Genomic DNA, 19,062 nt, shown 5'->3' with positions numbered 1-19,062 from the left:
GTTTGAGAATATGGGAATCGGGGAGCGCCGGAGTCCTTCCGGCTTCAGCGCTCCTCGGCCCCGATATCTGATTAGATATTCGTCGGACCGGACATTTTCGCCAGGGCGGCGATGCGTTCCGCAATCGGCGGGTGAGTGGAAAAAAGATTGGCGACGGCGCGTCCGGAAAAGGGATTGGCGAAGTAGAGATGAGCGGTCGCCGCCGAAGCGCCGGCCAGCGGTCGCGCGTCCGCTTCGATCTTGGCGAGCGCACGGGCCAGGCCTTCGGGGAAGCGGGTGATGAGCGCGCCGGAAGCGTCGGCCAGATATTCGCGCCGTCGGGAAACAGCGAACTTGATCAATTGGGCGAGAATCGGAGCCAGGATCACGAGCACGAGGCCGATGATGGCGAACAGGCCGTTGCCGCCATGGTCGTTATCGCGCCGGTTGCGGCCGGAGAAAGAGATCCGGAAGAACCAGTCGGCTAGCAGCATGACGGTGCCGACGAGGACTACGACCATCATCATGAGCCGGATGTCATAGTTGCGGATGTGGGACAGTTCGTGGGCCAGCACGCCTTCGAGTTCCTCGTTGGCGAGTTTCTGGATCGCGCCGCTCGTGACGGCGATCGAAGCGTGCGCCGGATCGCGGCCGGTCGCGAAGGCGTTGATCGCCGGGTCGTCGATGACGTAGACACGCGGCTTCGGCAGGCCGACCGAGATGCAGAGGTTGTCGACCATCCGCACGAGATAGGGATTGTCAGTCTCGGTCACCGGCCGGGCGCCGGAGGTGGCGAGGGCGACCTTGTCGCCGGCGTAGTAGCTCACGAGCGCCGAGCCGGTCGAATAGATGACGGCAAGGGCGATGTAGAATCCGCCGCCATTATAGGTCCGGTCCAGCCACCAGCCGAGGCCGATCACGACCGCCAAGAAGACCGCCATGAGCAGAGCGGTCTTTCTTTTATTGGCGGCGACGAAGTCGTAGGTGGTCATGAGGGAAGCAGGGGAGTCAGGGAGAGACGGAGTCACGTCGTTCGCGAACGACGTGGCGGAGCGGGGGGAGAATCAGATGCTCCATGACTCCGTCTCTCCGTAACTCCTTGACTCCGTAACTTCATTTTAGAACTTCACCTGCACGTTCTCCCGTTCGGCGGCGTTCGTGATCTCGAAGAAATCGTATTTCTTGAAGTTCAGGTTGCTGGCGATGATGTTATCCGGGAAAACCTCGATCTTGGTGTTGAAGTCGCGGACGTTGGCGTTGTAGAACCGGCGCGCGGCCTGGATCTTGTCTTCGGCGTCCTTCAGGTCGTCCTGGAGCTGGAGGAAGTTCTGGTTGGCCTTGAGGTCCGGGTAGGCTTCGACGACGGCGAAGAGCGACTTCAGGGTCTGGGAGAGCGCGTTTTCGGCGTCAGCTTTGGCGGCGGTGGTCTGAGCGCCCATGGCCGCGGCGCGGGCCGCGATGACCTTCTCCATGGTCTGAGATTCGTGGCGAGCGTAGCCTTTGACGGTCTCGACCAGGTTCGGGATCAGGTCATAGCGGCGCTTGAGCTGCACGTCGATGTCGGACCAGGCTTCCTCGGTGCGGTTTTTGAGAGTAATCAGGCCGTTATAGACGGCGACGATCCAGACGACGGCTGCGGCAACGACCAGGCCGACGACCAGCAGGATGAGAGTAGGGGTTGACATAACGCGTTGTAGGCGGCCGCAAACGGGCCAAAACCGATTAGAGTTGCTTACTTATTTATAGATACTATATTATGAATTATACGGAAAACGCCTCTTGAGGTCAAAATAGGCGGCTGTGGAAGATTTGGCGCCCGCGACCTCCGGATAATAATAAGTAAATATGACCCTGCTTCCGAAGATCTTTAAGGCTTACGACATCCGGGGCGTGGTGCCGACCGAACTCGACGCTGCCGGCGCCAGGCTGGTCGGCCAGGCCGCAGTCAGGTTCACCGGCGCCAAGACGCTCGTGGTCGGCAAGGACATGCGCGAGTCGACGCCACAGCTTTTCGAGACCTTCGCCGACGGCGTCCTGGGGCAGGGCGCGGATATCATTGACGTCGGACTCGTGACGACCCCGATGTTCTACTTCGCGGTCGGCGACTACGAACTGCACGACGCCGGCGTGATGGTCACGGCCTCGCACAACCCCAAGCAGTACAACGGTTTCAAATTGTGCCACGGCGACGTGATGCCGATCGGGGCCGCGTCCGGAATCTACGATGTGCGCGATCTGGCGCTCCAGGGACCGTATCCGGAGCAGGCCCGCGGACAGATCGTGGAGACCGACATCCGGGCGGCTTATCTCGAACGGCTGTTCCGCCAGGTCGACGCGAGCAAGTTCCGGCCGCTCAAGGTCGTTGTTGATACCGGTAACGGCATGGAGGGCGTCATCATCAAAGAGATCTTTGAGCGGCTGCCCAAGTGCGAGCTGACCGGCCTGTTCCTAGACCTCGACGGCAATTTCCCGAATCACGAGGCTAACCCGCTCAAAGAGGAAACCCTGGACGCGCTGAAAGCGGAGATCCGGCGCCAGCGCGCGGATTTTGGCGTGGCGTTCGATGGCGACGCCGACCGTGTCGGTCTCGTTGACGAGCTTGGGAACGTAGTGCGCGGCGACCTCATCCTGGCTTTGCTCGCGCCGCGGCTGCTCAAGAAAGAACCGCCTGGCACAGCGGTCCTGTACGACGTGCGCGAGAGTCTGGTCGCGGCCGAAGAGATCGAACGCGCCGGCGGCCGGGCGGTCATGTGCCGCGTCGGGCACGGACTCATCAAGCCGCAGATGCGCCAGGACAAGGCGGTCTTCGCCGGCGAGTTGTCCAACCATTTTTATTTCCGCGATTTTTATAATGCTGAATCCTCGGATCTCGTGATGCTGCTCGTGATGGAGCTGATGTCCGAGACCGGCAAGAAATTGTCCGAGCTCGTCGCGCCGCTCCGGCGTTACCATCATTCCGGGGAGATGAATTTCGAGGTAGCGGACAAGGACGCGGTGCTGGCGAAAGTCGAAGAGGTCTACGGCCGCGAGGCTGCGGCGGTCATCAGGATCGACGGCGTCAGGATGGATTTTCGGGACCAGGATCGACCTAGCGAGGATTGGTGGTTCAGCGTCCGCGCCTCCAATACGGAACCGCTTTTGAGGCTCAACCTAGAGGCAAAATCGAAATCGAAAATGGAGGCAAAACGGGAGGAACTGTTGAAGTTGATAAGACAAAGTTAATGGACAGAGACGGAGTCATGGAGTTGCGAAGAGACGGAGTCATCCGACTCCGCCACTACGTCTCTCCCTGACTCCGCAACTCCCTTAAGACAAAGTTAATGAACAGAGACGGAGTCAGGGAGAGGCGGAGATACGGAGATCATTAACTCCGTCTCTCCTGCACTCCTGCACTCCTGCACTCCCACATGATCGGCGTCTTCGACTCCGGCATCGGCGGACTCACCGTCGTCAAGGAAATATTCCGGCAATTGCCCGGCTACTCCGTGGTCTATTTCGGCGACACCGCGCGCACGCCCTACGGCAACAAAAGTCCGAAGACGGTCGTCAGATATTCTTTGCAGGATGCCGAGTTCCTGGTCTCGAAAGGCGCGAAGGTCATCGTCGTCGCTTGCAACACCGCTTCCGCGCTGGCGATCGCCACGCTGCGGCGCAAACTGAAAGTGCCGCTGTTCGAAGTGGTCGCGCCGGCCGTCGAACGCGCCGCGGCGGTGACGCGGGGGAGGGTCGGCGTCATCGGGACGCGCGCCACTGTCGAGAGCGGCATCTACGCCGAGAAAATGAGACTGGCCAGGCCGCGCACAAAGGTGTATGGTCAGGCCTGCCCACTCTTCGTGCCGCTTGTTGAAGAAGGGTGGCTCCAAGAGCCGGAAACGCGCATGGTTGTCGCTAAATACATCGCGCCGCTCCGGAAGCGCGGGATCGATTCCCTGATCCTCGGCTGCACGCATTATCCGTTCCTACGGCCGCTCATCGCCAAAGAATTGCCGGACGTCCGGCTCGTCGATCCGGCCCGCGAAACCGCCGCGGCCCTGAAAGAATACTTGTCCGCGCATCCGGAACTCGACCGGCGGATGGACCAGCGCGGCCGGCGGAAATTCTTCGTCAGCGACCGCACCGGACATTTTTCACATCTTGCCGCTGACTGGCTCGGCGGCCCCATCGACCTCCAGGAGGTCAAACTCGAATGATCTGGACCATCGTGATTTTCATCGCCGTCCTGTCCTTGCTCGTGTTCGTCCATGAGCTGGGCCATTTCGCGACCGCCAAACTGCTCGGCATCAGCGTCGAAGAGTTCGGCTTCGGTTTTCCGCCCCGCATTTTCGGCGTCAAATTCAAGGACACGATCTATTCCCTCAATTGGATCCCGCTCGGCGGCTTCGTGAAGATCAAAGGCGAGGCCGGCGAGAATTCCCGCGATCGCGACAGCTTCGCGTCCCGCGGCACCGGCGCGCGCGCCCTCGTCATCGGCGCCGGCGTCACCATGAACCTGCTTCTGGCTTGGATGCTGCTTTCCGCCGGCTTCATGCTCGGCCTGCCGCAGGCGCTCGAGAATCTGCCGCCCTCGGCGCGGGTCATCTCCACCGAGATTCAGGTCTATTCCGTGCTGCCGGATTCTCCGGCCAGCCGCGCCGGGATCAAGGTCGGCGACGTCATCGCACAGGCGGACTCCCTGCCGGTCGCTGATCCGGACTCGTTCCGCAATTTCACCGCTGAAAAAGAAGGCGCTCCGATCACGCTCGCCCTCGTCCGTTCCGGCGAACCGCTGGAGCTCGCGGTCACGCCGGAAAAACTTTCCGGGACCGATCGCGCCGGCATCGGCATCGCGGTCATGCGCACGGGCCTGGTCTCCTATCCCTGGTATATCGCTCCGGTGCAGGGTCTCGTGACCACCGGTTATCTCGTCAAGGCGATCTTCGGCGCTTTCGGCGGCATCATCGGCGACCTGTTCACCGCGCACAAGGTCTCGGTCGACCTCTCGGGTCCGGTCGGCATCGCCGTCATGACGGCCGAGGTCATGGAGATGGGCTTCCTCCACCTGCTGCAGTTCGTCGCGCTCCTGTCGATCAATCTGGCAGTCATCAATATCCTGCCGTTCCCGGCGCTCGACGGCGGACGCCTGTTCTTCCTGGCGCTCGAACGTCTCCGCCGCCGGCCGGTGGCCGCGCGGGTCGAGACGATGATCCACAACATCGGTTTCATGATCCTGATCACCCTGGTGCTCGTCATAACGGCCCGGGATGTGCTAAAATTCGGGGACCGAATTTTAGGAGCCGCGTCCTCTATTTTTGGCTCCTGACCTTATGCTCGCACAGCTTGAGCAACTCAGCCAACGTATCGAGACCGCTTTGAACCAGGCCAAGAACCTGGCTGATTTGGATGCGCTGGAGATGGTCGAACTCGGACGCAAGAGCGAATTCGCGGGTCTGCTCAAGGGATTAGGAGAGCTCGCTCCCGAGGAACGCCGCGCCGCCGGCCAGAAAGTGAACGAGACCAAGGTCCGGCTGCAGTCGTTGTTCGCCGCCAAAAGACAGGAACTCCAAGCCGCGTCCTTCAAGGCTCTGGCCGAAGAGGGCTGGCTCGACGTGACGCTGCCGGGGATCCGGCCGCCCGAGGGTCATCTGCATCTCACTAGCCAGGCGATCAAGGAGGTCACGGAAATCTTCAGCCGCATCGGTTTTTATCGCGCCCGCCATCCGGAAGTCGATTGGGATTGGTACGCGTTCGAGGCGCTGAACATGCCGCCGGATCATCCGGCGCGGGACGAGTGGGAGACTTTCTTCATTGACGCGCCCCGCCATCCCAAGCATGGCCGCATGGTGCTCACCCCGCACACTTCTTCGGGCCAGGTCCGGGAGATGGAGCGCCGGCCGCTGCCGATCAGGATGATCAGCATCTCCAAGTGCTATCGCCGTCAGATGGACGTTTCGCACGTGCCGATGTTCCACCAATTCGAAGGGTTACTTATAGATAAAGGCATTTCCGTCACACATCTCAAGGGCGTGCTCGATTATTTCGCCGCGACTTTTTTCGGACCGGAGCGGAAGACCCGGCTCCGACCCTTCCATTTTCGCTTCACTGAGCCAAGTTTTGAGGTTGATATTTCCTGTGGCATCTGTCACGGCACCGGCAGACTCGACGACGGCGGCAAGTGCCGCCTCTGCAAGGATGGCTGGCTCGAACTCGGCGGCGCCGGCATGGTCCACCCCAACGTACTCAAGGCTGGCAACATCGACTCCGAAGAGTGGGGTGGTTTCGCTTTCGGCTGGGGCGTGGAACGGACCATGATGATGAAAGCCGGATTGAAGATCCCGGACATCCGCGAGCTCTACAACGGCGATTTTAATTTCCTGAAACAATTCTAGCCGGCGTATGTTCAGCTCCAGGACTTTCGGAAAGATTGTCGTTGCCGCCGCTCTGGCGTTCGCGCCTTTCGCGTCCGCGGCCGCTGGTTCGACCCGGATGGCGAATTCAGCGGCCATTCCGATCGTCATCCTCGGCCTCTTCGGTTTTTTCGCGCTCGCGGCCCTGCTCATGATCGGTTTCCTGGTCTTCTGGGTGCTGATGATCATCGATTGCGCCAAGCGCGATTGGCCGGATAAGAACACCTGGCTCGTCATCCTGGTCCTGAGCATCCTGATCCAGCTTCATTGGCTCGCGGCTTTGCTGTACTATTTCCTGATCAAGCGTCCGGGAGCCGGCAGCGCCGGCGGTCCGGCCATGCCGCCGCAACCGCCCGCGGCCTGATCCCTTCGTGATTTTGTGAACATCCTGACGTCCTACAACTGGCTCAAGGAATACGTGGCTTTCAAGGGAAGCGCCGATGTTTTTGCGCGCCAGGTTTCGTTGTGCGGACCGTCGGTCGAACGGCAGTATCCGCAGGCGCAGCTGTACGATCATCTGGTGATCGGCCAGATCCTGGCGGTTGAGCCGCATCCGAACGCGGACAAGCTTCGGATCGTCAAAACGGATATCGGCAAGCGGAAGATTGATCTCGTCTGCGGCGGCAGCAACCTGAGCGTCGGCATGAAGGTTGTCGTCGCGCTCGCGGGCGCGAGCGTCCGCTGGCACGGCCAGGGCGAGCCCGTCATCCTCGCGCCGACGGAGATCCGCGGCGTGAAGAGCGAGGGGATGATCTGCGCCGCGTCCGAGATCGGCCTCGGCGACGCGTTCCCGCACGCCGAGAAGGAGATCCTCGACCTCAGCTGGTGCAAGGCCAAGCCAGGCACGGCTTTCGCCAAGGCCCTAGGGCTCGATGACACCGTTTTCGACATTGAAGTGACCACCAATCGGCCGGACGCCTTTTCGGTCGTCGGTCTCGCGCGCGAAGCGGCTGCTATCCTGGGATTGAAGTTCGTCTGGAAAGAGCCGGTGGTCCCGTCGGTCTCGAAGACGGCGAAGCATCGCGAACTCGAGGTCAAGAATCTGGCACCCAAGCTCTGCACGCGCTATGAGGCCGTGGTCGTCGACAACATCTGTCTCGGTCCGTCGCCGTGGTGGCTCAAGAATCGCCTGCGCCTCTCCGGCTTGCGGCCGATCAACAACATCGTCGACATCACCAATTACGTCATGCTCGAATACGGCCAGCCGCTGCACGCTTTTGATTACGAGCGCATCGCCGGCCAGACGATCGTGGTGCGCGCCGCCAAGGCGGGGGAGAAGCTGAAGATCCTGGATGGTCGCGAGGTCGAACTGCGCGCCGAGGACCTGGTCATCGCCGACGCGGAGAAACCCATGGCGGTCGCCGGCGTCATCGGCGGCGAGGCGTCGTCCGTGACCGCCGAGACTAAGACTATTGTTTTCGAATCCGCTTGTTTCGATCCGGTGGCCGTGCGGCGCACGGCCCGGGGTCTCAACGCGCACACGGATGCTTCCTTGCGCTATGAGAAAGGCCTGCCGGACGAGCAGACGAACGCTTCTTTGGCCCGCGCTGTGGAATTGTGTCAGGAGATTGCCTGCGGTCGCGTCGCGAGCCATGTCATTGATGAGCGGGTCGCCCAGCACAAGAAAGTCAAACACGTTTTCCGTCCGGCCAAGGCCGAACAATTGATCGGCGTGAAGATCCCCAAACATCGGATGCTTGCCATCCTGCGGTCCTTGGGTTTCGGCATTTCGCCCCGGAGCGGCCGCGCGGATAAGGCGAAATACGAGGTCACGGTGCCGTATTGGCGCGAGCGCGACATCGAGGGTGAGCGTGATTTTGCCGAAGAGATCGCCCGCATCCACGGTTATCACAATCTGCCTTCGGTCCTGCCGACGGGCGAGATTCCGCTGGAGCCGCCGAGTCCGATCTTGCGCGCCGAGGATGATATCCGCGAGTTCTTGCGCGGCGCCGGTTTTACGGAGCTCGTGACCTATTCGTTCGTGTCCGCCGAGGTTTTGGAAAAATGCGGTTTCAACGTCGCGTCCTGCCAGAAGATCGCCAATCCGTTGTCGCAGGATTTCGAATACATGCGGCCCAGCCTGCTGCCGGGCTTGCTCATGGCGGTCAAGGCGAATCAGGGCGCATATCCTTCGGGCCGGCTGTTCGAAGTGAGCAACGTTTATCCCGCCCGCGCCGGCCAGTTGCCGGACGAGCACCCGATGTTCCAGGCCGCTTATTACGCGCATGGTTTGCCGCCGGAGGAGCAGTTCCGTCTGATCAAGGGTGTTTTTGAATCTTACGCCAAGCTGGCCGGTCTGCTGGATATCCGGTTGGAGCGCGTCGCCGCCGATGAGCGCCTGTGGCATCCGGGCCGCAGCGCCAGGATCATGGCGGGCGAAACAGCGCTTGGCACGCTCGGCGAGATCCATCCGGCCGTGTTGCAGAAGTTCGGCGTTGATGGCGCGGTCATGGTCTTCGAACTCGACTTGCGCTCCGCGCTGGCCGCGGCCAAGCCAGGGAAGCGCTACATCCCGGTCTCGCCGTTCCCGCCAGTGCGCCGCGATATGGCCATCGTCGTGAATGAGCGGGTGGAGTACGGAGAGGTTGCCGCAACGGTCAGGTCCGCCAGTCCGCTCGTCGCAGATATGGAACTCTTTGACGTCTATCGCGGCGAGAATCTCGGGGCCGGCAAGAAGAGCCTGGCTTTTCATCTGACGCTCGCGAGCGCCGACCGCACGCTCACGGCCGAGGACGCCGACAAGACCGTGGCTGGTATCGTGCAGATTTTGACCGAAAGATTCGGCGCCGCGTTGCGGGTTTAGCCGGCCGTCCAGTCATCAATCAAATAAGCGGGCCTGCGGGTCCGTTTTTTGACTTAAATAAGGCAATTAAGGAGGGTTCAGGCTTGACATATTAGGTTAAATCTGCTACATTATGCGGTTCTCGTTCTTTACCAAACAATCCCAACTAGGAGGCGAACATGTTCCGATTCAATTGTTTCGTGGCTTTCGTAATCGTGGTTTCAGTATTGAGCTTCGGCTGCCATCGCAGGACGCCTTCCGGCAGGACATCTGATCGTTGCAACGACCAAGCCGACTGCGCAGACACCCAGGTCTGCGTTGACCACGCTTGCGTTGACGTCACCGTTCCGGATTGCGTCAGCAATGCGGATTGCGACGCGGGTTACGTCTGTCAGGATGAGACCTGCATCGCCGAGGTTGCCGACAACAGCTGTGTTCAGGACAACGATTGTTCTTCGACGCAGATCTGCAACCATGATGCTTGTACTGATCCGCAACCGTCGGGAGGCGCTTGTTCCGAGGATGGCGACTGTCAGGCCGGACTCATTTGTCTGAACAGCGCTTGCCAGGCGAAGCAGCCGGTCGGAGGCGGGTGCCTCGATGACGGCGATTGCCAAGCCGGGCTGCTCTGCGAAAGCAGCGCTTGCGCGGAACCGGTCGTCACGGTGGATTGCACCGCTGACGCCGACTGTCCGCAGAATCAGGTCTGTCTGCACGTCGTTTGCGGCGATCCGCAACCGTCGGGCGGGACGTGTTCCGAGGATGGCGACTGCCAGACCGGACTCATCTGTCTGAACAGCGCTTGCCAGGCGAAGCAGCCGGTCGGAGGCGGATGCCTCGATGACGGCGATTGCCAAGCCGGGCTGCTCTGCGAAAGCAGCGCCTGCGCGGAACCGGTCGTCGTGACGAGCTGTACTGTTGATGGCGATTGTTCATCGGGCCAGGTTTGCCTCGCCAGCGTTTGCGGCGATCCGCAACCGTCGGGTGGAACGTGTTCCGAGGATGGCGACTGCCAGACCGGACTCGTCTGCCTGACCAGTACCTGCGGCGATCCGCAGCCGGTCGGCGGAGCTTGTTCTGAGACCGGCGATTGTCAAACCGGGCTGCTCTGCGAAAGCAGCGCCTGCGCGGAACCGGTCACAGGGGAATGCGCCGTTGATGGCGATTGTCCGACAGGTCAGCTTTGCGTGAGCAATGTCTGCGAAGGCCAAGCACAGCTTGGTGAAACCTGTTCAGCCGACGGCGATTGTTTCGACCAGCTCGTCTGCGTGAACAACGTCTGCCAGCGGCCGCCCACCGACTGCGTCACTGACGCCGACTGCTCCAGTGTTCTGGTCTGTTGGATGGGCCAGTGTCTGCTCAGCACGGACAATGGCAACGACGCGACCTGCACGGCGGGCGAAGTCTACATCTGCCACATCCCGCCAGGCGATCCCGTCTCCGCCGACACCATGTGCGTCGGCTACTACGCCGCCAATGTGCACTTGGTGCACAACGATAATTTGGGCGAATGCAACTAAGCTAGCGACCCCGTCTCTGTCAGTGACGGATTGCCTCCTTGGTTCGGCACCCTCAGCATAATACGACCCCGTCCGTCTGGATGGGGTCGTTTTCTATTCGCCGGGCCAGACTGTTTTTGATGGCTGGTCGGCTATTAGGTCGCTGGGCCAGCTGGTGGTATAATTCAGATATAAGTTCTTAAGTTGACCTTATTTATGACCCTCGAAACCACCAAAGACCTGCTGTTCGTGGTCCTGGCCCTCTCAGCGCTCTGGCTCACGATCTTTCTTTCCCGGCTGCTTTATTACTGGATCGCGCTGTTCCGCGATGCCGAAGCGCTGGTGCGCCAGGTGAAGAACGCGGTGACCAAGGTCGAGGATGTCACGCACACGATCAAGGAAAAATTCGAACATTCGGCCGCGTCGCTCACGATCCTGGCCCAGGCGGTCAAAGAGATCGTCATGTGGGCGATGCAGGAGCGCGCCCAGAAACGCCGCGCGGGCAAGAAAAAAACCAGCTCGCAGGAAGAATAAATTTCACCAGCAGCGCCCCCCAGCGGGGGCGTTTTTTGTGCCGGAGAGTGCGGGAGTGCTGGAGTGCTGAAGTGTAGGAGTGGGGGAGTGTGGGAGTGGTTAAGTCTCGGAGTCAGGGAGAGACGAAGTCAGGGAGATTTGATCACTCCATGACTCCTGCACTTCTGCACTCCCGCACTCTCTCGTCCCACCTTTCATTGACAATCGCCGGTTTTCATGGAAGATTTACCTGTCGTTCCTTTCACTTACCCGACCCGGAGGCCAACATGGACGCTATTCAGGGGCTGGATTATCTGATCGACTACTATGCTTTGCTGGGCGTTGCCCGTGACGCTTCGTCCGACGACCTTCATCGCGCCTACCGCGAAAAGCAGCTTCAATACCACCCGGACCGCTACGAAGGTCTGGCGCCGGAAATGAAGCAGGCGGCTCTGGAGAAGTCGCGGCTCATCGTCGAGGCTTACAGACTGCTGTCCGATCCCGCCGCGCGCCAGGCGTATGACGCCAAGCTCGCGGCCTGGGACGGTCCGGTGAGCGCGAACGGCCTGCCGATCATTGATCTCAGCCGGCCGCGTTTCCGGCCCGAGACCTTGTTCGAAGGCGAGGGCGCGGAATCGGGTGACAAGTCCGAAGCCATGGCCAGGCAATTCTCCGGCCACGACGAAGCCATGTTCTCGGTCATCGAGAAAATGTATCAAGCTTCGCCCGAGCCGACGCCTGAAGTCGCCGAGGCTTATCGCCAGGCATTGGCCAAGAAGGATCTGTACCTGTCCCTGAAGGAGGGCTTGGCCTGGAACCGCGCCGGTATCGAGAACCAGCCGGTCGACGAGCAGGCAGACAGTGATCATGTCGCGACCGTCGAGCGGCGTCTCGAGGAGGCGCGTGCGCAGGTGAAGATCGGCGCCGAGCGGACGCTCCAACTGTGCGCTGCGGGCGAGATCAAACTGCTGGGCGACGGGGGAGCGGCTCGCGTTCAGACGATCAAGGATGATCCGGCCGGCGCGCTGGCGCTTTACCAAGCCCAGGCTGAAAAGCGTTTCGATGCCGCGGCCGGTGAGATCCGTGAAGCGGCCAAGGTGCGCGCCGAGGTCGCGGCTCAGCGGCTCGAAGCCGTCGCCGGGGTCTACGATCCGCCGCAACCGGAGATGTTCCCGCGGCTCGCGGTCAGGATGCAGGCCGGCGGCAAGGCGGTATGGCTGGCCTTTTGCCTGACCGATACCGCGTCGATCGGACCTGACGACGGCGTCAGCGCCGCAGAGCTGGCCAAGCTCGACGACCCGGAAGCGGCCCGTCTTTGGATCGCCGGCGGCGCCAACATCCTGCGGCTGGAGTTTCAGGAAGGCTTGGAACTCAAGTCACAGCTCGAACGAGCGGTCCTCAAACACTTCGAGCGTCTGGTTTAGATGCTCGCCTCAAGCAAGCCTTCGTGGCTTGCTTTTTTTGATTCCGCCACGTCGTTCCAGCCCTCCAGCACTCCCTCACTCCTGCACTCTCTCAAATCACCCCACTCCTCCTCGGCCACCTTGACAAAACACCTAAAATACGCTAATTTTTCCAGTCGCTCATACTCGAGTCGATGGTTCCAGTCATGGAGCCCGGATTGTATGTAATCGCGTCAGACATAGGAGGTGCGGATGCCATTCAATCGCAAGCGTCTGAAGGAGTTCCTTACCAAGCACGGCGTCAGACAAGTCGACATCGTCGACGTTATGGCTAATCTGGCTTTGCTGTGCCAGTGGGCCAAGACCGGGGAGTTCATGATCAGCGCCGGGTCCGATCATGAGGCGGCCGCGGCGGCCATCAGGATGGCCACGGGTTTGCCGGTCGAAAAAGTGGCGTTCCTGTCCGTTTCACAGCCGCTCGACAAGCCGGATTGGATGTCCGAGATCGCTCTCACGGACTGCGTCAATAAGAGTTTCGGGCCGAGCCTGGCTTCGCACTTGGGTTTCAGATATATCTGCGGCCTGAACGAAGCATTGGGTGAAAAACTCAGCGCCGGTCTGGGTGATTGCCTTCAGGAGAGCTTTGGTTCGATTCTTTCCAATCCTGGCCAGAACTTCTGGGCCAAGCTCCGGCATGATCAGTGGTTCAGTTTTTTGAAGAGTTTGACCGGGACCACGATCGACGGCCGACTCAGGAATAATTACTGGTATTGTCTCTTCTGCTACCTGGGTTTGCTCTTGGTCGGCAGAAAGACGGAGGCGACTGAGCTTGTGCCGCTCATCAGGCTCATGGCGACGAATCCTGTTCTCGGCCAGAAAGCCGCAGAGCACGGCACCTGGATCGTCCTCACAGCCTGACGCCAGTGCTACACCTTAGCGCCGGACCGCACCCTTGCGGCCCGGCGCTTTTCTTTAGCGAAAGAGACGGAGTCAGGGGAGATGTTCGGGCTCCAGTACTTCCGTCCTTCGGTGTCAGGCACCTTTGGTGCCTGACACCGAAGCGTCATTGAATAAGCTTAAAAATGATATCGTAACCTGCGATGTCTGTCCCCTTGGTGTCAGGCACCGAGGGGGGCACAGGAAGATGGAGAGTGCGGGGGTGCTGGAGTGCTGAAGTCATGGAGAGACGAAGTCAGGGAGATTTGATAGCTCCATGACTCCGTCACTCCTTGACTCCGTATCTCCCAGCCACCTTGACACCAGCGCCTTTTTTTGCTAATTTGACGGGTCATTATAAAAAGTGACCATTTAATTCCGGGGAGTATCCGGACCAGCCGCAAAATCGCAAAACAGTCGGTAAAAGGAGTGGATCATGACCGTCAATCGCCAACAGCTCAAGCAGCTCCTTACAACTCACAATGTCAGCGCCGACCAGGCGCAACAGGCCGTGGCTGACCTTGAAGATCTCTTCCAGCAGGTCGAGTCCGGCAAGTTCATCTTCGGAGACGATCCTGACGAATTCGTGGCTAGCTGGGTCATCGGGATGGCTACGGGCAAAGAGGTCCAGAAAATCGTTTTCCTTTCGGCCGCCCAGCTGCATTCGGAGACCGAGTCGCTGTTCGGGAATCTCCAGCTGATTGATTTCAGCGACCGCCTCAGGTCGCGCCTCGCGCCCGATCGCTGGCGCAGCATCGAGATCAGCTCGGCGATGCTCCACCTCCGAAGCGATCTTGAGGACAGCCTTCGGAGCAGCCTTGGGCACGACCTCTGGATCATCCACCGGGAACTCTACGATCTGTGCTTCGCTCGTCTTGGTTTTACTTTCACCAACGACGACACGCAGGCTGCCAAGCTCGGATCGAGCATCCGTTTCGCGGCCAAGAATCCCATCATCGGGGAGAAGATCGACGAGCCGGGAACTTGGTTCATTCTCAAAGCCTAACGCCCGCGCCACACCTTAGCGCCGGACCGCACCCTTGCGGCCCGGCGCTTTTCTTTAGTGAAAGAGACGAAGTTGGGGAGAGGCGAAGTCAGGGAGAGACGGAGTGTGGGAGTCCTTCGGTGTCAGGCACCTTTGGTGCCTGACACCGAAGCGTCATTGAATAAGCTTAAAAATGATGTCGTAACCTGCGATGTCTGTCCCCTCGGTGTCAGGCACCGAGGATGGAAGTGGGGGAGTGCGGGAGAGACGGAGTGTAGGAGTACTGAAGTTCTGGAGTCGGGGAGATCGACACAAACTCCAGCACTCCAGCACTTCCGCACTCCAGCACTCCACCGCTCCCACACCCCGCTTCCCTGAACGTCCGGAATTAAGTACACTTGGGCTTAGAAATACTCCACTGGCAACGTCCGAAAATGTCCTCCAAATTCGTCCATCTCCACGTCCACAGCTCGTACTCGCTTCTCAAGGCCCTGCCGCAGCCGGACGCGCTCGCGAAGCGGGCCAAAGAACTGGGCATGACCGCCTGCGCCATCACTGATAATGGCGCGCTTTACGGCATCATTGAATTCTATAAAGCCTGCAAGAAAGCCGAGATCAAGCCGATCATCGGCTTCGAGGCTTATCTCGCGGCCAACAAGATCTCCGACCGCCGGCCGCGCATCGACGACCGGCCGTTCCAGATCGTGCTTTTGGCCGAGAATCTCGATGGCTACAAGAACCTCCTCAAACTCACGAGCATCGCGCATCTCGACGGTTTTTATTACAAGCCGCGCGTGGACAAGGATCTGCTGCGCCAGTACGGCAAAGGGATCATCTGCCTCTCTGGCGGTCTCAAAGGCGATGTCTGCAAGGCGCTCGAAGCGCTCGATTGGGACAAGGCCGTCGCGCTCGTCAAGGAATACCGCGAGATCTTCGGACCGGATAATTTTTTCCTGGAACTGCAGGATCACCCCGAGCTCGACGAACAGCGCGCGCGCAACGCCGACCTGGTCAGACTCTCCAAAGAGACCGGCGCGCCGCTCGTCGCGACCAAGGATGTCCACTATCTCACGCCGGACGACGCCGAGGCCCATGACGTCCTCGTCTGCATCGGCGCCGGCAAGACCGTCCACCAGGATGACCGCGACCGCTCGACGGGCGTGGATTATTCGTTCACGAGCGGCGAGCAGATGGAGAAAGCCTTTGCCGACATCCCCGAGGCCGTAGAGAACACCGCGAAGATCGCCGAGCGCTGCACGGTCGAGATCGAGATCGGCAAATGGAAATTCCCCGCGTACCCGATCCCGGAGGGCCAGACCTTTGACACGGTCTTGCGCGAGCGCGCCTACGCCGGCATCGCCACGAAGATCCCGGAGATCACGGACGACATCCGCCAGCGCATGGACTACGAGCTCGAGGTCATCGCCAAGAAAGGCTACGCGGTCTATTTCCTCGTCGTCTCCGATTACGTCCACTGGTCCCGCGAGCAGGGGATCGTCTCCACCACCCGCGGTTCGGCCGCCGGCTCGCTCGTCTCCTACGCCATCGATATCGTCCCGGTGAACCCGCTCTATTTCAAGCTGCCGTTCGAGCGCTTCCTGAACCCGTTCCGCCCCTCCGCGCCGGATATCGACGTGGACTTCGCCGACGACCGCCGCGACGAGGTCATCGCTTACGTCACGCAAAAATACGGCAGCGACCGCGTGGCCCAGATCGGCACGTTCGGCACCATGGCCGCCCGCGCCGCGGTCCGCGACGTCGGCCGCGCGCTCGGCCTGCAGCTGTCGCTCGTGGATCGGGTCGCGAAACTGATCCCGTTCGGCAGCCAGGGCTTCACCATGACCATCGATCGGGCCGTCAAGGAAACTCCGGAACTCAAGGATCTCATCGACACCGACCCGTCGGTCGCCCAGACCATCGAGCTCGCGAGGAAGGTCGAAGGCTGCGCGCGGCACGTGTCGGTGCACGCGGCCGGCGTCGTCATCGCCCCGGCGCCGCTCACGGATTACGTCCCGCTGCAGCGCGAGCCCGGCGGCGACAAGATCATCACCCAGTTCGAAATGAACGCGGTCGGCGAAGACGGCGTCGGCGTGCTGAAGATGGACTTCCTCGGTATCCGCAACCTGTCCATCCTCGGTCAGGCCATCCAGACCATCAAGCGCACCAAGGGCGTTGACATCGACCTGCACAAGTTGCCGTTCGACGACAAGAAAGCCTTCGAGCTCATGGCCCGCGGCGAGACCACTGGCCTCTTTCAGCTCGGTGGCTCGGGCATGACGCGCTATCTCAAAGAACTCAAACCGACGACCATCTTCGACATCATGGCCATGGTGGCGCTGTTCCGTCCGGGTCCGATGGAATCCATCCCCGAATACATCCGCCGCAAGCACGATCCGACGCTCATCCAGTATTTCGAGCCCCGCGCCGAGAGCTACATGAAGGAGTCGCTGGGATTGCTCGTGTATCAGGACGACGTCATGCTCACCGCCATCCACCTCGCGGGCTACGACTGGATGGAGGCCGACAAGTTCCGCAAGGCCATGGGCAAGAAGATCCCGGAGGAGATGGCGAAGCAGGAGGTCAAATTCCGCGAGGGTTGCAAGAAGAACAGCGTCGCTCCGAAGACCATCGACCAGATCTGGGAGCTGATCAAACCGTTCGCGGCTTACGGCTTCAACAAAGCGCACGCTGCTTCTTACGCCGTCGTGGCCTACCACACCGCCTATCTTAAGGCTAACTACCCGGCCGAGTTCATGACGGCCGTGCTTTCGGCCGAGTCCGCGTCCGGCGACATGGAGACCGTGACCAGCGCCGTGACCGAGTGCGGACGGATGGGCATCGAAGTGCTGCCGCCGGACGTCAACCATTCCGGCAACGATTTCACTTACATCGACGACCAGCACATCCGCTTCGGCCTGTCGGCCATCAAGAATCTCGGTACGGACATGATCGAAGCGGTCATCGCCGAGCGCGCGCGGAGCGGCCAGGTCTTCAAGGACATCGCCGATTTCGCCGCGCGCGTCGGGACGAAGAGTTTCAACAAGAAGTCGCTCGAGGCGCTGATCCGTTCCGGCGCCCTGGATTCGCTCGGCGAACGCAACCAGCTGCTCGCGAACATCGAGACCATCCTGACCTATCACAAGGCCGCGGTGAAGGACGCCGACTCCGGCCAGTTCAACCTGTTCGCGGCCGGCGCAGTCGCCGCCGAGCGCGCGCCGATGACGCTCCGGGAAGTTCCGCCGGCCACCAAGCGCGAGAAGCTCGCCTGGGAGCGCGAACTCCTTGGCCTGTACGTCTCCGAACATCCGTTCCGCGAGGACGCCGAATATTTCGGCGACCTGCTCACCAAAGTCTCGGAGATGGAAGCGAAGCGCGGCCAGTCCGGCCCGATCTTCATCGGCGGCGTGATCTTCACGGAGAAGCACATCCTCACGAAGAAGAACGAGCCCATGGTCTTCGCCCAGGTCGGCGACGTCACGGGCTCCGTCGAAGTGGTCGTTTTCCCGTCGATCTTCAAGAAGAATCCCGAGATGTGGGTCCAGGATGCCGCGGTCATCATCCAGGGGAAATATTCCGAAAAAGACAATGAACCCAAATTGCTGTGTGACGCGGCTTACGTGATCACGCCGGAGACGGCTGAGAATCTGAAACACATGCTCACTATGGCGGTGTCGTCGGGGTCTGGAACGTTCGGTTCCGCCCGCCGCGCCGGCTCCGAGCAGGAACGCATCCTGGTCGAAGTGCCGGAGTCCATGCGGCCGTCTTTCGCCAACGAACTCAAGCGCGTGCTCGCCGAACATCCCGGCAACCGCCGGGTCGTGCTCGTCACCCGTTCGGCCCAGGGTGCGAAGAGGATCGAGACCAGTTTCAACGTGGAATTCTCGGGCGACACCATCAAGGATATCGAGGCCGTGGTCGGCAAGGGGGCCGTACAGGCGGAGTAGAGGAGTGAGGAAGAGACGGAGTCAGGGAGAGACGAAGTCCGGGAGCGTCGATTCTCCCTGACTTCCGTACTCCCTCACTCCGTCTCTTTATGTTATATTGACCTCATGAAACTCATCCAGCCGGTTCCTGACCAGCAGGCGGCCATCGCCGCCGCTCACGTCAATCTGTACCGCCGCATCGCGACGGTTTTCGTCGTGCTGACCATCGGGACCATCGGGCTCGCGCTTTACGTCATTTTCGCCCGGGCCACGGTCGTCATCCTGTCGCGGCAGGAGCCGGTCAAGTCGGAATTCATCGTAGACGTGGCCCGCGAACCGGCGCCGGGAGACGTCGCCGGCGATGTCCTCGAAGCGACGGAAACGCTCACCCAATCTTTTCCCTCGACGTCGCTCGTCAAGATGGACGCCCACGCCACCGCTTTCGTCCGCATCTCGAGTTCGCTCGGCCGCGCCCAGACGCTCGTGGCGACGACGCGGCTGCTCACGCCCGCCGGCGTGCTGTTCCGGATCAAGAAGACCGTGCTCGTGCCGGCCCAGGGTTCGGTCGAGGTCGAAGCTTACGCCGATGCCGCGGGCCTGGGCGGCGAGGTCGGTCATGCCGGATCCCCGGCAAGGCGGAAGGCGGAAGGCGGAAGGCG

15 protein-coding genes are annotated in these 19,062 nt (G+C 60.8%); 13 read left to right on the top strand and 2 right to left on the bottom strand.

Annotated elements, in window-relative coordinates:
* Nucleotides 1-71: 71 nt before the first annotated feature.
* Both WCT10_05375 and WCT10_05370 read right to left on the bottom strand, forming a co-directional pair.
* Entirely contained in the window at nucleotides 72-971 is a 900-nt protein-coding gene (locus tag WCT10_05375) for a M48 family metallopeptidase (protein MFA6604233.1), read from the bottom strand.
* A gap of 126 nt (nucleotides 972-1,097) precedes the next feature.
* Nucleotides 1,098-1,664: a LemA family protein gene (locus WCT10_05370; GenBank protein ID MFA6604232.1), complete on the bottom strand. Its 567-nt coding sequence runs from the start codon at nucleotides 1,662-1,664 to the stop codon at nucleotides 1,098-1,100.
* A gap of 160 nt (nucleotides 1,665-1,824) precedes the next feature.
* Between WCT10_05370 and WCT10_05365 the strand changes: the two genes are divergently transcribed.
* The 13 genes from WCT10_05365 to WCT10_05305 all read left to right on the top strand — a co-directional run.
* Nucleotides 1,825-3,201: a phosphomannomutase/phosphoglucomutase gene (locus WCT10_05365; GenBank protein MFA6604231.1), complete on the top strand. Its 1,377-nt coding sequence runs from the start codon at nucleotides 1,825-1,827 to the stop codon at nucleotides 3,199-3,201.
* 185 nt (nucleotides 3,202-3,386) lie between these two features.
* Nucleotides 3,387-4,169, top strand: a complete 783-nt coding sequence (gene murI / locus WCT10_05360) for a glutamate racemase (protein ID MFA6604230.1) — start codon at nucleotides 3,387-3,389, stop codon at nucleotides 4,167-4,169.
* On the top strand, nucleotides 4,166-5,278 hold the full coding sequence (locus tag WCT10_05355; GenBank protein MFA6604229.1) for a site-2 protease family protein: 1,113 nt from the start codon (nucleotides 4,166-4,168) through the stop codon (nucleotides 5,276-5,278). Before murI ends, WCT10_05355 begins: the two co-directional genes overlap by 4 nt.
* Before the next feature lie 4 nt (nucleotides 5,279-5,282).
* Complete coding sequence (pheS, locus tag WCT10_05350; GenBank protein MFA6604228.1) at nucleotides 5,283-6,344, top strand: phenylalanine--tRNA ligase subunit alpha; 1,062 nt, start codon at nucleotides 5,283-5,285, stop codon at nucleotides 6,342-6,344.
* Between the two features lie 7 nt (nucleotides 6,345-6,351).
* The gene (locus tag WCT10_05345) at nucleotides 6,352-6,726 is read left to right on the top strand and encodes a hypothetical protein (protein MFA6604227.1); all 375 of its coding nucleotides are present in this window, start codon (nucleotides 6,352-6,354) and stop codon (nucleotides 6,724-6,726) included.
* A 15-nt stretch (nucleotides 6,727-6,741) separates the two neighbouring features.
* Nucleotides 6,742-9,165 (top strand): phenylalanine--tRNA ligase subunit beta, encoded by a 2,424-nt coding sequence (pheT, locus tag WCT10_05340; GenBank protein ID MFA6604226.1) that lies wholly within the window; start codon nucleotides 6,742-6,744, stop codon nucleotides 9,163-9,165.
* A gap of 158 nt (nucleotides 9,166-9,323) precedes the next feature.
* Entirely contained in the window at nucleotides 9,324-10,664 is a 1,341-nt protein-coding gene (locus WCT10_05335) for a hypothetical protein (protein MFA6604225.1), read from the top strand.
* Nucleotides 10,665-10,859: 195 nt separating this feature from the next.
* On the top strand, nucleotides 10,860-11,177 hold the full coding sequence (locus tag WCT10_05330; protein ID MFA6604224.1) for a hypothetical protein: 318 nt from the start codon (nucleotides 10,860-10,862) through the stop codon (nucleotides 11,175-11,177).
* A gap of 266 nt (nucleotides 11,178-11,443) precedes the next feature.
* Nucleotides 11,444-12,580 (top strand): J domain-containing protein, encoded by a 1,137-nt coding sequence (locus tag WCT10_05325; protein ID MFA6604223.1) that lies wholly within the window; start codon nucleotides 11,444-11,446, stop codon nucleotides 12,578-12,580.
* A 231-nt stretch (nucleotides 12,581-12,811) separates the two neighbouring features.
* On the top strand, nucleotides 12,812-13,477 hold the full coding sequence (locus tag WCT10_05320) for a hypothetical protein (GenBank protein ID MFA6604222.1): 666 nt from the start codon (nucleotides 12,812-12,814) through the stop codon (nucleotides 13,475-13,477).
* A gap of 454 nt (nucleotides 13,478-13,931) precedes the next feature.
* Nucleotides 13,932-14,501 carry a hypothetical protein gene (locus tag WCT10_05315; protein ID MFA6604221.1) on the top strand — a complete coding sequence of 190 codons (570 nt, stop codon included), beginning with the start codon at nucleotides 13,932-13,934 and terminating at the stop codon, nucleotides 14,499-14,501.
* Between the two features lie 413 nt (nucleotides 14,502-14,914).
* Nucleotides 14,915-18,424 carry a DNA polymerase III subunit alpha gene (locus tag WCT10_05310; GenBank protein ID MFA6604220.1) on the top strand — a complete coding sequence of 1,170 codons (3,510 nt, stop codon included), beginning with the start codon at nucleotides 14,915-14,917 and terminating at the stop codon, nucleotides 18,422-18,424.
* 105 nt (nucleotides 18,425-18,529) lie between these two features.
* A partial coding sequence (locus WCT10_05305; protein MFA6604219.1) for a hypothetical protein occupies nucleotides 18,530-19,062 on the top strand: 533 nt, incomplete at its 3' end.

The sequence above is a fragment of the Patescibacteria group bacterium genome, from assembly GCA_041667185.1.
Classification (GTDB): domain Bacteria; phylum Patescibacteriota; class Patescibacteriia; order SG8-24; family SG8-24; genus JBAYFM01.
Note: the sequence above shows the minus strand (reverse complement) of the source record. Positions and strands in the feature narration are given on the sequence as shown.

Excerpts from the sequence above, each read along its gene's own strand:
- WCT10_05370 (MFA6604232.1), bottom strand. The coding sequence starts at position 1,664 with ATGTCAACCCCTACTCTCATCCTGCTGGTCGTCGGCCTGGTCGTTGCC.
- WCT10_05365 (MFA6604231.1), top strand. The coding sequence starts at position 1,825 with ATGACCCTGCTTCCGAAGATCTTTAAGGCTTACGACATCCGGGGCGTG.
- WCT10_05335 (MFA6604225.1), top strand. The coding sequence starts at position 9,324 with ATGTTCCGATTCAATTGTTTCGTGGCTTTCGTAATCGTGGTTTCAGTA.
- WCT10_05345 (MFA6604227.1), top strand. The coding sequence starts at position 6,352 with ATGTTCAGCTCCAGGACTTTCGGAAAGATTGTCGTTGCCGCCGCTCTG.
- WCT10_05325 (MFA6604223.1), top strand. The coding sequence starts at position 11,444 with ATGGACGCTATTCAGGGGCTGGATTATCTGATCGACTACTATGCTTTG.
- WCT10_05310 (MFA6604220.1), top strand. The coding sequence starts at position 14,915 with ATGTCCTCCAAATTCGTCCATCTCCACGTCCACAGCTCGTACTCGCTT.
- WCT10_05375 (MFA6604233.1), bottom strand. The coding sequence starts at position 971 with ATGACCACCTACGACTTCGTCGCCGCCAATAAAAGAAAGACCGCTCTG.
- WCT10_05320 (MFA6604222.1), top strand. The coding sequence starts at position 12,812 with ATGCCATTCAATCGCAAGCGTCTGAAGGAGTTCCTTACCAAGCACGGC.
- murI (MFA6604230.1), top strand. The coding sequence starts at position 3,387 with ATGATCGGCGTCTTCGACTCCGGCATCGGCGGACTCACCGTCGTCAAG.
- WCT10_05355 (MFA6604229.1), top strand. The coding sequence starts at position 4,166 with ATGATCTGGACCATCGTGATTTTCATCGCCGTCCTGTCCTTGCTCGTG.
- pheS (MFA6604228.1), top strand. The coding sequence starts at position 5,283 with ATGCTCGCACAGCTTGAGCAACTCAGCCAACGTATCGAGACCGCTTTG.
- WCT10_05330 (MFA6604224.1), top strand. The coding sequence starts at position 10,860 with ATGACCCTCGAAACCACCAAAGACCTGCTGTTCGTGGTCCTGGCCCTC.
- WCT10_05315 (MFA6604221.1), top strand. The coding sequence starts at position 13,932 with ATGACCGTCAATCGCCAACAGCTCAAGCAGCTCCTTACAACTCACAAT.